This is a genomic window from Streptomyces sp. NPDC033221, from assembly GCF_055577005.1.
The window spans coordinates 48,601-64,168 of record NZ_JBVIQN010000020.1 but is presented as its reverse complement, the minus strand read 5'-3'; the positions used below and the strand labels follow the sequence as shown (position 1 = coordinate 64,168).

The following is a 15,568-nucleotide window of genomic DNA, read 5'->3' as shown; positions in this document are numbered from 1 at the left end:
GAGAGGTCCTCCAGGAGGGCAGGGCCGAGCGCGAAAGGTCGTGTCGCCCGCTCGCCTGGCCGCACGCGCGCTGTGGCGTGGGCTGCTCCCGTTCTGCGACGTCCTCCTGGGGAGCTGATGTTCGAAGCGGTTCCAGATTACTGGAGGGGTGCGGGAGGCCGCATCGTATTTTTGCGGCGTGCGGCGTGCGGCGTGCGGCGTGCGGCGTTATGCGCGGTGCCCGCGCACCGCGCCGGGCCCGCGCTCCCCGTCACGCCTGCCGCGCCGCCACCACCGCCGGCGCCGTCGAGTGCGGCAGCAGATCCACCGGGCTCGGCGGCAGCCGCAGTTCCACGTCCACCCCGTCGGCGAACCGGTACGGCCGGTGCGCCAGCACGCTCGCGAGATGGCGGCGCAATCGCGACAATTCGGCCCGTACCGTGACTGTACGGGCGCGGTCCCCGAAGAGGTCCTGCGCCAGGTCGGCCGCGCTGCGTCCCTCCGGCCGGTGTGCCAGCACGAACAGCACCTCCGCATGGCGCGGACTCAGCTCGTGCGTCCAGCTGCCCGCCGGTCCGGTGACCGTCACCGCCGGCCGGGTACGGCTGCCGAGGTCCAGCAGCACCCGGCTGGCCCGGGGCTCCTCGCCCTGCGGCGCGCCGACCCGCACCAGCCAGCCGCCGGGCAGCGGCTCCAGCGTGCACATGCCGTAGCGCGGCAGCCACAGTGGCCCGGCCTCCGGGGACTTGGGCAGCGCGACCCGGTCCGGCGGCGCCAGCCCGGTGACCGCCGCCGTCCAGCCGTCCTTGTCGACGGCCAGCGCCTGCCCGCCGAGCCGGGCCAGCACGGGCGCGGCGCTCGCCCGCAGCCGGTCCAGCGCACTGTGGTGCCGGTCGCGCAGCTCACTCTCCGCCAGCCGGGCCACCGCGGAGACCAGCGAGAGGGTGGTGGGGTGGAAGGTGTACGCCGGGCCGCTCACGTCCACGATGCCCAACAGCCGCCCGTCCCGCGGATCGTGCAGCGGCGCCGCCGCGCAGGTCCACTGGTGGTGGGTGCGCACGAAGTGCTCGGCGGAGTGCACCAGGACGGGTCGGCGGGCCACCAGCGCGGTCCCGATGGCGTTGGTGCCGACGATCTCCTCGGTCCAGTCCGCGCCCTTATCGAAGCCGTGGCGGTCGGCCATCCGCCGCACCGGCGCGCAGCCCTCCCGCCACAGCACCCGGCCCTCGGCGTCCGTGACCACCATGATCTGCTGGGCGGCGTCCGCGGCCGGCAGTAGACCGCTGTTGAACAGCGGCAGCAGCGAAGCGAGCCGGGAACTGTGCCGCCGGTGCTCCAGTTCCTCCACGGTCAGCGGACGCTCCCGGCGGTCCCGGTCCGGATCCACCCCGCGGTCCAGCGCCCGGCGCCAGGACTCGCAGATGACGGCACGGGGCGCGGCGGCCGTCCGGCCGCCGCAGAGCGTGGCCTCACGGAGCGAGGCGAGCCGCCGCGTCGTCTCGCGTACCTCCTGGGCCGACCAGATACCCATGTCGCTCGGTCTGTCGCTCACGCTGTTCTCTCCGTCGTGCACGGTCCGTGGTTGCCGCCCATGGTGCCGTCACCGGGCCGGTCCCCACGCGGTATTGCGTCAATTGGTTGCAACCGGCTGCAACTGTTGTGGCGTATGACGGCGGCGAGGAAGGTGACCGGCAGGCCGACAGGGAACGACGCCACGGTGTGGCGTCCCCGCCGTACACCGGCCGGACGCCACGGGCCGGGTACGCCGTCGGGACGGCACAGCGGCAACAGTGGCGGCAGACCTCGCGGGCCGGTCCTGAGGACCGGTCCGAGACCGGGGGGCGGCGCCGGGTCGGCGCGGCACCGCTCCCCGCCCACACGGTGGCGGGCTCCGGGCCCCACCCCCCTCTTGAGGGACCGGAGCCCGCCACCGCGTACCCGTGCCGGTGTCTCACTCCGCCACCGGGCGCGCCCGCGCCACGATCGCGCGCAGGTCGAGCGTGTGCGGCAGGGTGCCGAAGGAGGCGCCGTGGTCGGTGCCCAGACGCGAGGCGCAGAACGCGTCGGCGACCTCCGGCGGCGCGTACCGTACGAGCAGCGCGCCCTGAAGGACCAGCGCCATCCGCTCCGCCAGCCGCCGGGCGCGGGCTTCGATGCCCTCCAGGTCGGCCAGTTCGGTCAGCAGCCCCTTGATCGCGCCGTCCAGCCGGTGGTCGGCGCCCCGGGCCGTACCGATCTCCGTCAGGAACGCATGCAGCGCCGCCGGTTCGCGGCGCAGCGCCCGCAGCACGTCCAGCGCCTGGATGTTGCCCGCCCCCTCCCAGACGGAGTTCAGCGGTGACTCGCGCAGCAGCCGCGGCATCCCGGACTCCTCCACGTAACCGTTGCCGCCCAGGCACTCCAGCGCCTCGGCCGCCACCGGCGTGCAGCGCTTGGTCACCCAGTACTTGGCGGCCGGGACCGCCAGCCGCAGAAAGGCGCGCTCCTGCTCGGTATCCGCGTCGTACGCCGCCGCCAGCCGCAGCGCCAGCGCCGTGGCCGCCTCCGACTCCAGCGCCAGGTCGGCGAGGACGTTGCGCATCAGCGGCTGGTCGGCGAGCGGCTTGCCGAACGCGCTCCGGTACGCGCAGTGGTGCAGCGCCTGGGCCACCGCCTGCCGCATCACCGCCGCCGAGCCCGTCACACAGTCCAGCCGGGTCGCCGCGACCATCTCGATGATCGTCGCGACGCCGCGTCCCTCCGCACCGACCCGCCGCGCCCACGTCGTACCGTCGAACTCCACCTCCGCCGACGCGTTCGCACGGTTGCCCAGCTTGTCCTTGAGCCGCTGGATGCGGAAGGAGTTGCGGCTGCCGTCCGGCAGCACCCGCGGCAGCAGGAAACAGGAGAGCCCGTCCCCGTCGGCCCGCTCCGACGCGTCCCCCGACGTCCGCGCCAGCACCAGGAACGCGTCCGACATCGGCGCCGAACAGAACCACTTGTGTCCCGTCAGCACATACTCCCCGTCGGCGGACAGGGGCTCCGCGACCGTCGTGGCCGCCCGCACATCACTGCCTCCCTGCTTCTCCGTCATCGCCATCCCGGCCAGCGCGCCGGGCTTCTCCGCCACCGGCCGCAGCCCCGCCTCGTACACCCGCGAGGTCAGCAGCGGCTCCCACTCCGCCGCCAGCGCCGGATCGGCCCGCAGCGCCGGCACCGCCGCGTGCGTCATCGACAGCGGACAGCCGTGGCCCGACTCGGCCTGTGTCCACACCAGGAACCCCGCGGTACGCCGGACATGCCCGGCCGGCCGCGACCAGGCGTCGGTGAGCCCGGACGAGACGGCGTGCCCCAGCAGCCGGTGCCACGCCGGGTGGAACTCCACCTCGTCCACCCGGTGGCCGTAACGGTCGTGGGTACGCAGGACGGGGGGATTTCCGTCGGCCAGCGCGCCCCAGCGCTGCGCGTGCGCGGAGCCCGCCGCGCGCCCCAGCTCGCCCAGCTCACCTTGCACCTCGTCCCGCAATCCGGGCGGGACATGCCGCGCGACGCCCTCGGTGAGCGCCGCGTCCGCCGCGAAGACGTCGTACCCGACCAGCGGCGGAGGCTGGTTCGTGACCGTATGAGTGGTGGCTGCCATGGCAGCTACGGTAAGGAGGTGCAGCCAGTGAAAGAAGCAGCGCAGCGGCCGTCCGGCCGTCTGCACAGGGCCCGGGTCCTGTATCGGAACGTCTCCAAACGCCGCCTCGCCTGGCTGCTGCTGAAGGACACCGTCAACTCCTGCATGGAGTACCGCGTCACCGGGCTCGCCGCCGAGGCCGCGTTCTTCTGCCTGCTGTCGCTGCCGCCGCTGCTCCTCGGCTTCATCGGCCTGCTCGGCTACATGGAGCCCTGGATCGGCCAGGAGACCATCGACCACATCCGCGAGAACATCCTCAGCGCGTCCGACACCCTGCTGTCCAGCAAGGGCGTCAACGAGATCGCCCGGCCGCTGCTCGACGACATCTTCACGGGCCGCCGCCCGGACGTCATCTCCCTCGGCTTCGCCATCGCCCTGTGGTCCGGCTCCCGCGCGGTCAACGTCTTCGTCGACACCATCACGATCATGTACGGGCTGGACGGGCGGCGCGGCATCGTCCGCACCCGGCTACTGGCCTTCGTCCTCTACCTGGCCGCGCTGGTCGTCGGCGCGGTCGCGCTGCCGCTGATGGTGGTCGGCCCGGACACCGTCGTCAGCTGGATGCCGGCGAGCGAGACCGCCATCCGCATCCTGTACTGGCCCGTCGTCCTCATCCTCTCCGTCGCCTTCCTCACCACCCTCTACCACGTGTCCGTCCCCGTGCGCTCACCCTGGTGCGAGGACATCCCCGGCGCGGTCGTCGCCCTCGCCATGTGGGTCCTGGGCAGCCTCCTGCTGCGCGTCTACCTCACCCAGACCGTGGAGGGCCCCACCATCTACGGCTCCCTGGCCGCGCCCGTCGCCGTCCTCCTCTGGATCGGCGTGTCCGCCTTCGCCGTCCTGGTCGGCGCGGCCATGAACGCCGCCCTCGACCGCGTATGGCCCTCGGTCGCCACCGCGGCGGGCCGCGCCGAGAAGGAACACCGGGCCCGCGAGGTCGCCGCGGCGCAGCGCTCGGCCCTGGCCGCCCTCGGCCTCCTGGCCGCGGCCCCCGAGGCAGCCACTCCCGCCGGCACCCCACAGGCGGACGACGCGGAAGATGACGAGAACGATGACGACGAGGACGACGAGGACGACGACCCGGGCCCGCCGCCCCCAGCCGAATACCCCGAACGCTGGACCCACTTCCTGCCACCGGCCGACATCAAGACCCGGCTGCACATGTACGCGAAGGGGCGCCGGCGGCGCTGAGGGCGCCGGGGCCAGGCCGCGGACACCGGCCCGACCGGCTCAGACGCGGGTCAGCCGCCCCTCGAACAGCGCCCGCAGCCGGTCGACGTCGGTATCGCGAGCCGCGCTGCGCTTCGGCAGAATCGTCATGTCCGTGAGTTCCGGTCCCCGCCCAGGAGCACGAACGCCCGCGGCGTCTCGCCAAAACGGTCCGCCGCCTGACCGTTCGGGGGTAGGGGCAGCATTTGTCTTTGGGGCGCGGGCAGGGTGGTCTCCGTGTGGTGAATTCGGGTGACGGGTGCGTGGGGCGGAGGTAATGGGCGACGGGGTGGCAGGCGGGTGCCGCATGGTGCTTTCCAGGGGTTGGGGAATTCGCCGCCTGCCGCTGCCTTTTGTTGGGAGATCCGTGCATCCGATGGTGATTTCGTTGGCCGCGCTGGGAGCGGTGGTGTTCATCGTGGTGGTGGTTGTGCTGGCGGTGGTGCGGGATCTGGAGAACGTTCGACGGAGACGGAGACGGAGACGGAGACGGAGACGGAGACGGGGCGGGGACGGCTGCGGCAGCGTGGTGATCATGGAATGGGTTCCGTGGGGCAGGAGGTGAGTGAGGAGCCGTAACCGTTCCGTGGAAGTGAAGGAGTAGCCTGTGGCCGCACCCATGGGAGTTGACGGGCCGTCGGCCCGGCGCCGTGCCCGTACGTACCCGATGCGGCGGACGGTGTTCGTCCTGGCCGTCGTCGGGGTCCTGGTGTGCGGCGGGTTTCTCGCCGTCCGTGAGGTGGTCCGGTGGGCGGCGGAGCATCCGGGTATGGCCTTGCTGGTGGGCGCCGTCCTTCTCCCGTTCCTCATGGCCGGGGTCGTCGTGGCGGTACGGGGAATGCCGCGCCTGCGCGAACTGCGGCGGGCGGCCCGGGCGGGGAAGGCCGAGGCGGAGGCGGAGGTGGCCAGGGCGGTCGTGGCGGAGGAGGCCGTCCCGCCCGTCGTGGACGAGCCCGCGCCCACGGCCGTCGCGTCGTGGAGCGTCGACGGCTTCCTCGCCCTGGACGCGTACGCCTTCGAGCAGGCGATAGCCCGCCTCTGCGAACGGGACGGCTGCCGGGACGTCGAGGTCGTCGGCGGGGCCGGGGACCTGGGTGCCGATGTGCTGGCCACCACGTCCGACGGCCGGCGGATCATCATCCAGTGCAAGCGCTACTGCCCGACGAACAAGGTCGGCTCCCAGGACATGCAGCGCTTCGGCGGTACCTGCTACACCGTGCACGAGGCCGAGATCGCAGCCGTCGTCACCACGAGCGCCTTCACCGAACCCGCCACCGATTACGCCGGCACCTGCGGCATCCGCTGCTTCGACGGTGACCGGCTCGTCGCGTGGTCGAACGGGGCCGGGCCCGCGCCCTGGGAATGACGGTGCGGCCTGCCGCCCCCTCCGGGTAGGGTCGCAGCCCCCGGCGGAAGGGTGGGCAAGTCGATGGCAAGCCGTATCAGTGAGCTGGTGCTCGGTTGCCGGGACCCCGAGGTGCTGGCGCGCTTCTGGTGCGAGGTCCTGGACTTCGTCGTGCTCGGTCGTGAAGAGGGCGACATCGAGATCGGGCCGCGCGAAGGGTTCGGCGGCCCGCAGCCGACGATCATCCTCAGCCGCGGCGACGGGCCGAAGGCCGGGAGCTCCCGGCTGCACATCGACGTCAACGCCACCGACCGCGATCAGGACGCCGAACTCGCACGCCTCCTGGACCTCGGGGCGCGCCCGGCCGACATCGGCCAGACCGGCGAAGAGTCCTGGCACTGCCTGGCCGACCCCGAAGGCAATGTGTTCTGCCTGCTCAAGGGGCGTGTCGAGCCGCTTTGACGGCTCTTGCGGCGGATGTCGTGCGGCGGCATATGTCCTGGGAGTGCGTCTCAGGCGAGTGGTATCCGCAGGTAGCGTTCCGCCGTGTGCAGGTCCGCTTCGATGCGGGCGGCGGCCGCGCGCAGCGGTGGCAGGAGGGTGTCGCGGTCCTCGGCGGGGGAGCGGCGGCCCGCGTGGGTGGAGACGTTGACCGCGGCGACGACGCGCGAGCGGCGGTCGCGTACGGGGACGGCGATCGAGCGCAGGCCTTCCTCCAGCTCCTCGTTCACCAGGGCGTAGCCGTTCTCGCGGGTCTCATCCAGGAGAGCGGCGAGTCGTTCGGGGGAGGTGACCGTGTGCCGGGTGAGCGGGGTGAGGTCGGCGCGGGCGAGGTGGGCTTCGCGTTCCGCCGGTGGCAGGTCCGCGAGCAGGACCCGGCCCATGGAGGTCGGGTGGGCGGGGAAGCGGGTGCCCACGGTGATGTTGACGCTCATGATCCGTACGGTGGGGACCCGGGCCACGTACTGGATGTCCGTACCGGACAGCACCGCCATCGACGCCGAGTCGTGCACCTGCTCCACCAGCGCGGCGAGGTGGGGCCGGGCGATGTCGGGGAGGGTCAGGCCCGAGAGCGGGGCGAAGCCCAGTTCGAGGATCTTCGGGGTGGGGCGGAAGAGGCGGCCGTCCGTGGTGAGGTAGCCGAGGTGTTCGAGGGTGATCAGGGCACGGCGCGCGGTGGCGCGGGCCAGGCCGGTGGCTTCCGCCACGGCGGTCAGGGGGAGTGCGGCCCGGCCGGTGCCGAACGCGGTGAGCGTGAGCAGGCCGCGGGCCAGGGACTCGACGAACTCCGGTCCCAGTTCCTGTTTGGAGGCGCGCATCCAGGAGGCGTGGTGTCGGGTGGTGGACGGCCCGGGGGGTACGGGCGTAGGTGCGGTGGTGGGCGGAAACGGCGCGGCCAGGGAGCGTTCCATTTCTGTGACGGCTGCGCGTAGTCGGGGGAATACGGCGGCGGGGAGGTCGCCGGCGGCCAGTCGGCTGGTGTGGCTGACGACGCTCACCGCGCACACCGGGCGGCCCCGTGCGTCGCGTACCGGCATGGCGATGGCGACCAGGCCCGGTTCGATCAGCTGATCGTCCAGTGACCAGCCGGTGGTCCGGGCCGCTTCGACGCGGGAGGTGAAGTCCGCGGTGATGGCGGCTGGTTCGCTGCCGCGGTCCTCGTTCCGACGAGGTGGTACGGCTGGGAAGCCGGCGTCCGTGGGGTCCGCTGCGCGCCGTTCCCGCCAGCGCTGCCAGGCGTCCTCGTCCCAGCCGGCGGCGAACAGCGGGCCGACCGCGACCCGTTCGGCGGGCAGCAGGTCGCCGATGCGGAAGGCGAGTGACATCGCGCGCCGCCGCGTCGCCTGGTGGACGAAGCGCACCCCGTCGCCGTCCGGCACGGCGAGCGAGACCGACTCGTCGAGCGTGTCGGCGAGCCGTTCGGCGGCCGGGGCGAGCCGGTCGGGCAGCTCGGAGGCGGCCAGATAGGCGTTGCCGAGTTCCAGCAGGCCGGGGGCGAGCACCGCGTCCCGGCCCTCGACGCGTACGTGGCCGAGGCGGGCGAGGGTGCTCAGGACGCGGTCGACGGTGGAGCGCGCCAGGCCGGTCGCGCGGACGAGGTCGCCGACGGCCTGCCGTCCGCCGCCCGTGGAGAGCGCGCGCAGTACGGACAGGCTCCGCATCAGCGGGCCCACCGCTTCGTGGGGTGGTGGTGAGGGTGGCGTGTCGGTGGCGGGGTGCGTCATGGGCTCTCCACGGTGCGGAAATCTCGTCGGAACCGTACCCGCCGGGCCGTTGACAGGGCTGGGAGAGGGGGACAAACTCGGGGCGCGCTCAATTATGAACGGAAGTTCACTTGGCGAACATGGGGTACCGGGTGGGGCGGGGTGGTGGCGGCTCCGCCGGGCGCCGCGTTGGCGCCACGTGACGACGTGAGGGCGAGGGCATGGCCGATATCCGTTCCCTGCACCGCGCTGTACGGGACCTGGTGAGCGAGGGGGACACCGTCGCGCTGGAAGGCTTCACCCACCTGATCCCGTTCGCCGCGGCGCACGAGATCATCCGGCAGGGCATCACCGGCCTGACGCTGGCCCGGATGACCCCCGACGTGGTCTACGACCAGCTGATCGGCGCGGGCGCCGCCCGCAAACTGGTCTTCTCCTGGGGCGGCAACCCCGGCGTCGGCTCGCTGCACCGCTTCCGCGACGCGGTCGAGAACGGCTGGCCGCACCCCCTGGAGCTGGACGAGCACAGCCACGCGGGGATGCCAACCGCTATGTCGCGGGCGCCTCGAAGCTGCCGTTCGCGGTGCTGCGCGGCTACCGCGGCAGCCACCTCCCCCGCCGTACGGACACCGTCGCCACCGTCACCTGCCCCTTCACCGGCGAGGAACTGGCCGCCGTGGCCGCCCTCAACCCGGATGTCACGGTCATCCACGCCCAGCAGGCCGACCGGGACGGCAACGTGCAGCTGTGGGGCCTGACCGGGGTGCAGAAGGAAGCGGTGCTGGCCGCCGGGCGGGTGCTGGTCACCGTCGAGGAGATCGTCGAGGGCGCCCTGGAGCCCCGGCCCGGCTCGGTGGTGCTGCCCGGCTGGGTGATCGATGCCGTCGCGCTCGTGCCCGGCGGCGCCCACCCGTCGTACGCTGCCGGGTACTCGGTCCGGGACAACGACTTCTACCAGGAGTGGGACGCGGTCTCCCGCGACCGCGACACGTTCCTGCGGTGGCTCGACGACCACGTTCGGAGTACCACGGAGGGTGGGGCCCGATGAGCGGTACGGACGGCGGCGCGCGCTGCGGCCGCGACGAGCTGATGGAGGTCAACGCGGCCCGCGCGCTGGCCGGCGCGCGGAGCTGCTTCGTCGGCATCGGGCTGCCCGGCACCGCCGCCAACCTGGCGCGCCGCACCGTCAACCCGGGCCTGGTCCTGGTGTACGAGTCGGGGACCATCGGCTCCCGGCCGACGCGGCTGCCGCTGTCGATCGGCGACGGCGAACTGGCCGACACGGCCGACGCGGTGGTGTCCGTGCCGGAGATGTTCAACTACTGGCTGCAGGGCGGCCGGATCGACGTGGGCTTCCTCGGGGCCGCCCAGCTCGACCGGTTCGCCAACATCAACACCACGGTCGTGGACCGCGGCCCGGACCGGCCCGAGGGCCGGCTGCCCGGTGCGGGCGGCGCCCCCGAGATCGCCACGAACTGCGGCGAGGTGCTCATCGTGCTGCGGCACACCCGCCGCAACCTGGTGCCCGCGCTCGACTTCGTCACCACCCTGGGGCACGGCTCCGGACCGGGCGACCGCGCCGCCCTCGGGATGCGCGGTGCCGGACCCACCGCCGTCATCACCGACCTCGGCATCCTGCGTCCGCACCCGGACACCGCCGAACTCGTCCTGACCGCCCTGCACCCGGGTGTGACACCGGCGCAGGCACGGGAGGCGACCGGCTGGGACCTGCGGGTGGCACCGGACCTGACGGTCACTCAGGCGCCGACGGCCGCCGAACTGTCCGCGCTGCGCGCTCTCAAGGGACGAGATCTCCTGATGACTCCACCCAGCGCCTCCGCCGCCCCGCCCACCCCGGCCCCCGAACCGCAGTCCGTCATCGACCGTGAGATCGCCGAGCTGCACACGGCCGCCGTCCGCGCCCGTACGGCCGGTGGACCCGTACCGGCGCACCCCGGGCGCGACTTCGCGCCGTACCGCAGCACCCGTCTGCGCCACCCCGTCCAGCCGTCGGCCGTGATCGACGCGCCGTACGACCCGGAGGCCGTCGAACTGTCCGGGCCCGCCTTCGGCGTCACCGACGTCACCGCCCTGGACGCCGACCTCACCCGGCAGCACGCCGGCGAGCCGCTCGGTGAGCGGATCACCGTCACCGGCCGGGTACGGGACCGTGCCGGACGTCCGGTGCGCGGCCAGCTCGTCGAGATCTGGCAGGCCAACGCCGCCGGCCGGTACGCCCACCGGCACGACCGGCATCCGGCGCCGCTCGACCCGAACTTCACCGGCGTCGGCCGCTGCCTGACGGACGACGAGGGCGGGTACGCGTTCACCACCGTCCGGCCCGGCGCCTACCCGTGGCGCAACCACCACAACGCCTGGCGCCCGGCCCACATCCACTTCTCGCTCTTCGGCACCGCCTTCACCCAGCGGCTGGTGACCCAGATGTACTTCCCCGGCGACCCGCTGTTCCCGTACGACCCGATCCTCGCCTCGTGCACCGACCCGCGGGCCCGCGAACGGCTGGTCTGCGCGTACGCACCGGAACTCGGGCGCGCGCAGTGGTCCCTGGGCTACCGCTGGGACATCGTGCTGGACGGACCGTCCGCCACCTGGACCGAGGAGGACCGCTGATGCCCGCCGCACCCCACGAGGCCGCACCCCACGAGGCCACATCCTCTGAGGCCGTGCCGCGCCGCGAAAAGGCACCCGTCGGCGAACCGCGGCATGAAGGCGTCCCGCAGCAGCCGGGGCCGGGATCGCCCGAAACCCCAGAGACACCCGCGACACCCGCGACACCCGGAACACTCGCCCCCACCCCCTCCCAGACCATCGGTCCCTTCTACGGCTACGCGCTGCCGTTCCCCGGCGGCGGGGAAATGGCCCCGGCAGGCCACCCCGACACCGTCACCCTGCACGGCAGGGTCCTGGACGGCGCGGGGGAGCCGGTGCCGGACGCGCTGCTGGAGTTCTGGCAGGCCGGTCCGGACGGGAGCCTGCGCGGCGCGCCCGGGTCGCTGCGCCGCGACCCGGCGACCGGCGCGGCCATCGGCCGGGACGGCGTGGACTTCACCGGCTTCGGCCGGGTGCCCACCGACGCCGACGGCCGCTATGTCCTGCGGACCCTGCCCGCCACGGCCCCGGCGGGCCGCCCGGTCGCGGCACCGTACATCGCGGTGTGCGTCTTCGCCCGCGGCCTGCTGCACCACCTGTTCACCCGGATCTACTTCCCCGGGGACGCGGCGGCCCACGCGGCCGACCCGCTGCTGTCCCGGCTTCCGGCGCACCGGGCACGCACCCTGGTCGCGCGGGCCGACGGCGAGCGGCGGTACCGCTTCGACATCCGGCTCCAGGCGGCCGGCGCCGGGGGCGGGGCCGCGGACGGCGGCGAGGAGTGCGAAGAGACGGTTTTCCTTGAGTTCCGCTGACCACGGCCTGCTGGCGCCGGGCCGGGCAGGGTCCGCCGTCGAGGCCGCCACCGGCGACGCCGGATACGTACGCGCCCTGCTGAACGCGGAAGCGGCCTTGACCCGGGCGCAGGCAGCGGTCGGGCTGGCGCCCGCCGCGGCGGCCGAGGCCGTCACCGCCGCCGCGCGTGACACCGGCCGCTACGACGCCCGCGACCTCGCGGTACAGGCCCGCTCCGGCGGCAACCCGGTCATCCCGCTCGTCGCCGCGCTCACGTCCGCCGTGGCCGGGCACGACGCCGCGGCCGCCGCGTACGTCCATCGCGGCGCGACCAGCCAGGACATCCTCGACACGGCCACGATGCTGGTCTGTTCGCACGCCCTGGACGCCGTCCTCGGCGACCTGGACGACACCGTCGCCGTCCTGGCCCGGCTGGCGGCCGAGCACCGCGACACCCCCATGGCGGGCCGTACGCTCACCCAGCAGGCGGTGCCGATCACCTTCGGCCTCAAGGCCGCCGGGTGGCGCGGACTGGTGCAGGACGCACGGGACCGGCTCGCCGGCGTACAGGCCGCCCTGCCCGCGCAGTTGGGCGGGGCGGCGGGCACCCTCGCCGCGTTCCACGCGTTCGCGGAGGCGGACGGCGGCGGGCCGGATTCCGGGTCCGGCACGGACCTCGGGCTGCGGCTGCTCGCCGCGTACGCGGCCGAGACCGGCCTCGCCGAACCCCTGCTGCCCTGGCACACCCTGCGCACCCCGGTCGCCGACCTCGCGGGCGCGCTCGCGCACACCGCCGGCGCACTCGGCAAGATCGCCGCCGATGTGCTGGCCCTGTCCCGTACGGAGACCGGGGAACTGGCCGAGGACAGCGGCGGCGGCTCCTCCGCCATGCCGCACAAGTCCAACCCGGTCCGGGCCGCGCTGATCGCCGCCGCGGCCCGGCAGGTCCCGGCCCTGGCCGGGGTGCTGTACGGGTCGCTGACCGCCGAGGACGAACGGCCGGCCGGGGCCTGGCACGCCGAGTGGCAGCCGCTGCGCGACGCCCTGCGCCTGGTGGGCGGCGCGGCCCGGGACGCCGCCGGACTGACCGCGGGCCTGCGGGTGCACCCGGAGCGGATGCGCGCCAACCTCGCCGCGACCGGCGGGCTGATCGTCACCGAGCGCCTGGCGGCCGTACTCGGCGTCCACCTCGGCCGGGACACCGCGAAACGGCTGCTGACCGAGGTGGCGCGCCGGTCGGCCGAGGAAAGCACCGGCCTGGCCGAGTCACTGGACCGCGCCCTGCGCGAGGACCATCCCGCCGTGGCGGCGGACTTCCCCGCGGCACGGCTGCGGGAACTGGCCGACCCCGCCACGTACACCGGCTCGGCCGGAACGCTCGTGGACCGCGCCCTGCGCCGCCCCGGCGCCCACTGTCCGGCACCGTCCCCGCGGGAGCACCCATGACCACATCGCCGAACGCCCGGCCCGGGCCCGCCTTCTCGCTCCCGCACCACCGTGAGGACGGGCCCGCCGACGCGCCCCCGCTCATCCTGGGCCCGTCCCTCGGCACCTCACTCCAGGTGTGGGAGCCCCAGATGGCGGCATTGGCGCGCCGGTTCCGCGTCGTGCGCTGGGACCTCCCGGGGCACGGCGGGACACCGTACGGCGTGCTCACGGGCACGGATACGGGTACGGGCACGGATACGGGTAGGGAAACAGGTACCGGTACGGGCACAGGTACCGGTACGGGCACAGGCACCGGTAGGGGTACGGGCACGGGGCGTACGGGCGAGCCCTGCACGGTCGCCGGCCTCAGCGGCCTCGTCCTCGCCCTCGCCGACTCCCTCGGCATCGACCGGTTCGCGTACGCGGGCATCTCCCTGGGTGGCGCGGTCGGTGCCTGGCTCGCGATCCACCACCCCGAGCGCGTCGCGTCCCTCGCTCTGATCTGCTCCTCCGCCCGCTTCGGCGAGCCCGCGGCGTGGCACGAACGGGCCGCGCTGGTACGGGAGCAGGGCATCGCGCCGGTAGCCGCCGCGGCCGCCGGCCGCTGGTTCACTCCGGCCCGCACCGGGGCACCGGCGGCGGACGCGCTCCTGGCCGAACTGCGGACCGTGGCGCCCGAAGGGTACGCGGCCTGCTGCGACGCGCTCGCCACGTACGACGTGCGTGGCGAACTGGGCCGGATCGCCGCGCCCACCCTCGTCGTCGCCGGCCGCGACGATCCCGCGACACCACCCGCCCACGCCCGCGAACTCGCCGACGGCATCCCGGGCGCGAGCCTGACCGAGGTCGCCGGTGCCGCCCATCTGGCCGGCTTCGAGCAGCCGGTGGCCGTACTCGCCTCGCTCCTTGGCCACTTCACGGCGCACCCGCCGCTGGAGCAGCCCACCGACGACCGCGCGCGGCACGCCGCCGGTATCGCCGTCCGCCGCGCCGTCCTCGGTGGCGACCCTGTCGACCTGGCCGACCGCGTCCTCGCCGAGCACCGCGAAGGAAAGTGACCCCGATGCGCCCCTCAGCCCCCGCCCCCGCCACGACCACCGTCGGCATCGTCGGCGGCGGGCCGGCCGGACTGCTCCTGGCGCGGCTGCTGCACCGCTCCGGCGTCGACAGCGTCGTCCTGGAGAGCCGCGACCGCGCCCACGTCGAGCGGCGGCAGCGCGCCGGAGTCCTGGAACAGGGGACCGCCGACACGCTGCGCGCGTGCGGCGCGGGGGAGCGCCTGGACCGGGAGGGGCTCGTCCACCACGGCATCCAGCTGCGCTACGGCCGCCGCTCGCACCGCGTCGACCTTCCGGCCCTGACCGGCGGCCGCAGTGTGGTCGTGTACGCGCAGACCGAGGTGGTCAAGGACCTCATCGGCCTCCAGCTCGCGGACGGCGGGCCGCTGGTCTTCGGGGCGCGGGCGCTCGCGGTGCGGGGCGCGGACACCGCACGGCCCGTGATCCACTATGCGCACGAGGGTCGCGAACACACTCTGACCTGCGATTATGTTGTGGGCTGCGATGGCTTCCACGGCGTCACCCGTGATGCCGTACCGGCCGGGGCGCGGCGTACGTACGAGCGCGGCTACCCCTACTCCTGGCTCGGCGTCCTCGCCGATGTGCCGCCGTCCTGCGACGAGTTGGTGTACGCGCACTCCGAGCGCGGCTTCGCCCTGTTCAGCATGCGCTCGCCCACCGTCAGCCGCCTCTACCTCCAGGTGCCCAACGGCACCGACCCCGCCGACTGGCCCGACGAGCGGATCTGGGACGAACTCGGCGCCCGCTCCGCCACTGACGGTCCCTGGACACTGGCACGCGGCCCGATCACCGCCAAGTCCGTCCTGCCGATGCGCAGTGTGGTCACCGAGCCGATGCGGTACGGGCGGGTGCTGCTCGCCGGGGACGCGGCGCACATCGTCCCGCCGACCGGCGCCAAGGGCCTGAACCTCGCGGTCTCCGACGTCACCGAACTGGCCCGGGCCTTCGCCCGGCTGCGGGACACCGGCGGCACCGGGCTGCTGGACGACTGGTCCGACTCCTGTCTGCGCCGGGTCTGGCGCGCCGAGCACTTCTCGTACTTCATGACGACGGCGCTGCACACCGCGCCCGGCCAGAGCGCCTTCGACACCCGTCTGCAGACCGCCCAGCTCGACCGCATCACGTCCTCCCCGCACGCCGCCGCCGAACTGGCCGAGAATTACACGGGTCTCCCGCTGGCGTCCGGGCCCTGGTTCGTCCCCGCGGCCGGGGGTACCCGCCGCGGCTCCGGAACACTGCTGGCACCACCGCCGTGACGGAG

The 15,568-nt window shown here is 74.0% G+C and carries 11 protein-coding genes and 2 pseudogenes; 10 read left to right on the top strand and 3 right to left on the bottom strand.

The window, feature by feature from the left end:
• Positions 1-250 precede the first annotated feature (250 nt).
• Together ACZ53K_RS24900 and ACZ53K_RS24895 are read right to left on the bottom strand one after the other, a co-directional pair.
• Positions 251-1,531: a GAF domain-containing protein gene (locus ACZ53K_RS24900; RefSeq protein WP_468840532.1), complete on the bottom strand. Its 1,281-nt coding sequence runs from the start codon at positions 1,529-1,531 to the stop codon at positions 251-253.
• A 399-nt stretch (positions 1,532-1,930) separates the two neighbouring features.
• Entirely contained in the window at positions 1,931-3,598 is a 1,668-nt protein-coding gene (locus ACZ53K_RS24895) for an acyl-CoA dehydrogenase family protein (protein WP_468840530.1), read from the bottom strand.
• Between the two features lie 18 nt (positions 3,599-3,616).
• Here ACZ53K_RS24895 and ACZ53K_RS24890 point away from each other — a divergent pair, with 18 nt between their 5' ends.
• The 3 genes from ACZ53K_RS24890 to ACZ53K_RS24880 all read left to right on the top strand — a co-directional run bounded on the left by ACZ53K_RS24890 (position 3,617) and on the right by ACZ53K_RS24880 (position 6,653).
• Positions 3,617-4,828, top strand: coding sequence for a YihY/virulence factor BrkB family protein (locus ACZ53K_RS24890; RefSeq protein WP_468840528.1), 1,212 nt, complete (start codon positions 3,617-3,619; stop codon positions 4,826-4,828).
• A gap of 685 nt (positions 4,829-5,513) precedes the next feature.
• Positions 5,514-6,212 (top strand): restriction endonuclease, encoded by a 699-nt coding sequence (locus tag ACZ53K_RS24885; RefSeq protein WP_468840697.1) that lies wholly within the window; start codon positions 5,514-5,516, stop codon positions 6,210-6,212.
• 63 nt (positions 6,213-6,275) lie between these two features.
• Positions 6,276-6,653, top strand: coding sequence for a VOC family protein (locus tag ACZ53K_RS24880; protein ID WP_468840526.1), 378 nt, complete (start codon positions 6,276-6,278; stop codon positions 6,651-6,653).
• Between the two features lie 50 nt (positions 6,654-6,703).
• Here ACZ53K_RS24880 and ACZ53K_RS24875 read toward each other — a convergent pair whose 3' ends face one another.
• Positions 6,704-8,416 carry an IclR family transcriptional regulator domain-containing protein gene (locus ACZ53K_RS24875; RefSeq protein ID WP_468840524.1) on the bottom strand — a complete coding sequence of 571 codons (1,713 nt, stop codon included), beginning with the start codon at positions 8,414-8,416 and terminating at the stop codon, positions 6,704-6,706.
• A 200-nt stretch (positions 8,417-8,616) separates the two neighbouring features.
• Between ACZ53K_RS24875 and ACZ53K_RS24870 the strand changes: the two are divergent.
• From ACZ53K_RS24870 to ACZ53K_RS24840, 7 genes and pseudogenes are all read left to right on the top strand, one after another.
• A pseudogene (locus ACZ53K_RS24870) lies at positions 8,617-9,443 on the top strand (CoA transferase subunit A).
• Positions 9,440-10,198 (top strand): annotated as a pseudogene (locus tag ACZ53K_RS24865) (CoA-transferase subunit beta); the annotation flags it as partial. The pseudogenes ACZ53K_RS24870 and ACZ53K_RS24865, both read left to right, overlap by 4 nt.
• 15 nt (positions 10,199-10,213) lie before the next feature.
• The gene (pcaH, locus tag ACZ53K_RS24860; RefSeq protein WP_468840695.1) at positions 10,214-11,026 is read left to right on the top strand and encodes a protocatechuate 3,4-dioxygenase subunit beta; all 813 of its coding nucleotides are present in this window, start codon (positions 10,214-10,216) and stop codon (positions 11,024-11,026) included.
• On the top strand, positions 11,026-11,820 hold the full coding sequence (pcaG, locus tag ACZ53K_RS24855; protein ID WP_468840522.1) for a protocatechuate 3,4-dioxygenase subunit alpha: 795 nt from the start codon (positions 11,026-11,028) through the stop codon (positions 11,818-11,820). Before pcaH ends, pcaG begins: the two co-directional genes overlap by 1 nt.
• Positions 11,807-13,246, top strand: a complete 1,440-nt coding sequence (pcaB, locus tag ACZ53K_RS24850) for a 3-carboxy-cis,cis-muconate cycloisomerase (protein WP_468840520.1) — start codon at positions 11,807-11,809, stop codon at positions 13,244-13,246. The genes pcaG and pcaB overlap by 14 nt, the downstream gene beginning before the upstream one ends.
• The gene (locus ACZ53K_RS24845) at positions 13,243-14,286 is read left to right on the top strand and encodes an alpha/beta fold hydrolase (RefSeq protein WP_468840518.1); all 1,044 of its coding nucleotides are present in this window, start codon (positions 13,243-13,245) and stop codon (positions 14,284-14,286) included. Before pcaB ends, ACZ53K_RS24845 begins: the two co-directional genes overlap by 4 nt.
• Positions 14,287-14,291: 5 nt before the next feature.
• Positions 14,292-15,563, top strand: a complete 1,272-nt coding sequence (locus ACZ53K_RS24840; RefSeq protein ID WP_468840516.1) for a 4-hydroxybenzoate 3-monooxygenase — start codon at positions 14,292-14,294, stop codon at positions 15,561-15,563.
• The last annotated feature ends 5 nt before the right edge of the window (positions 15,564-15,568 follow it).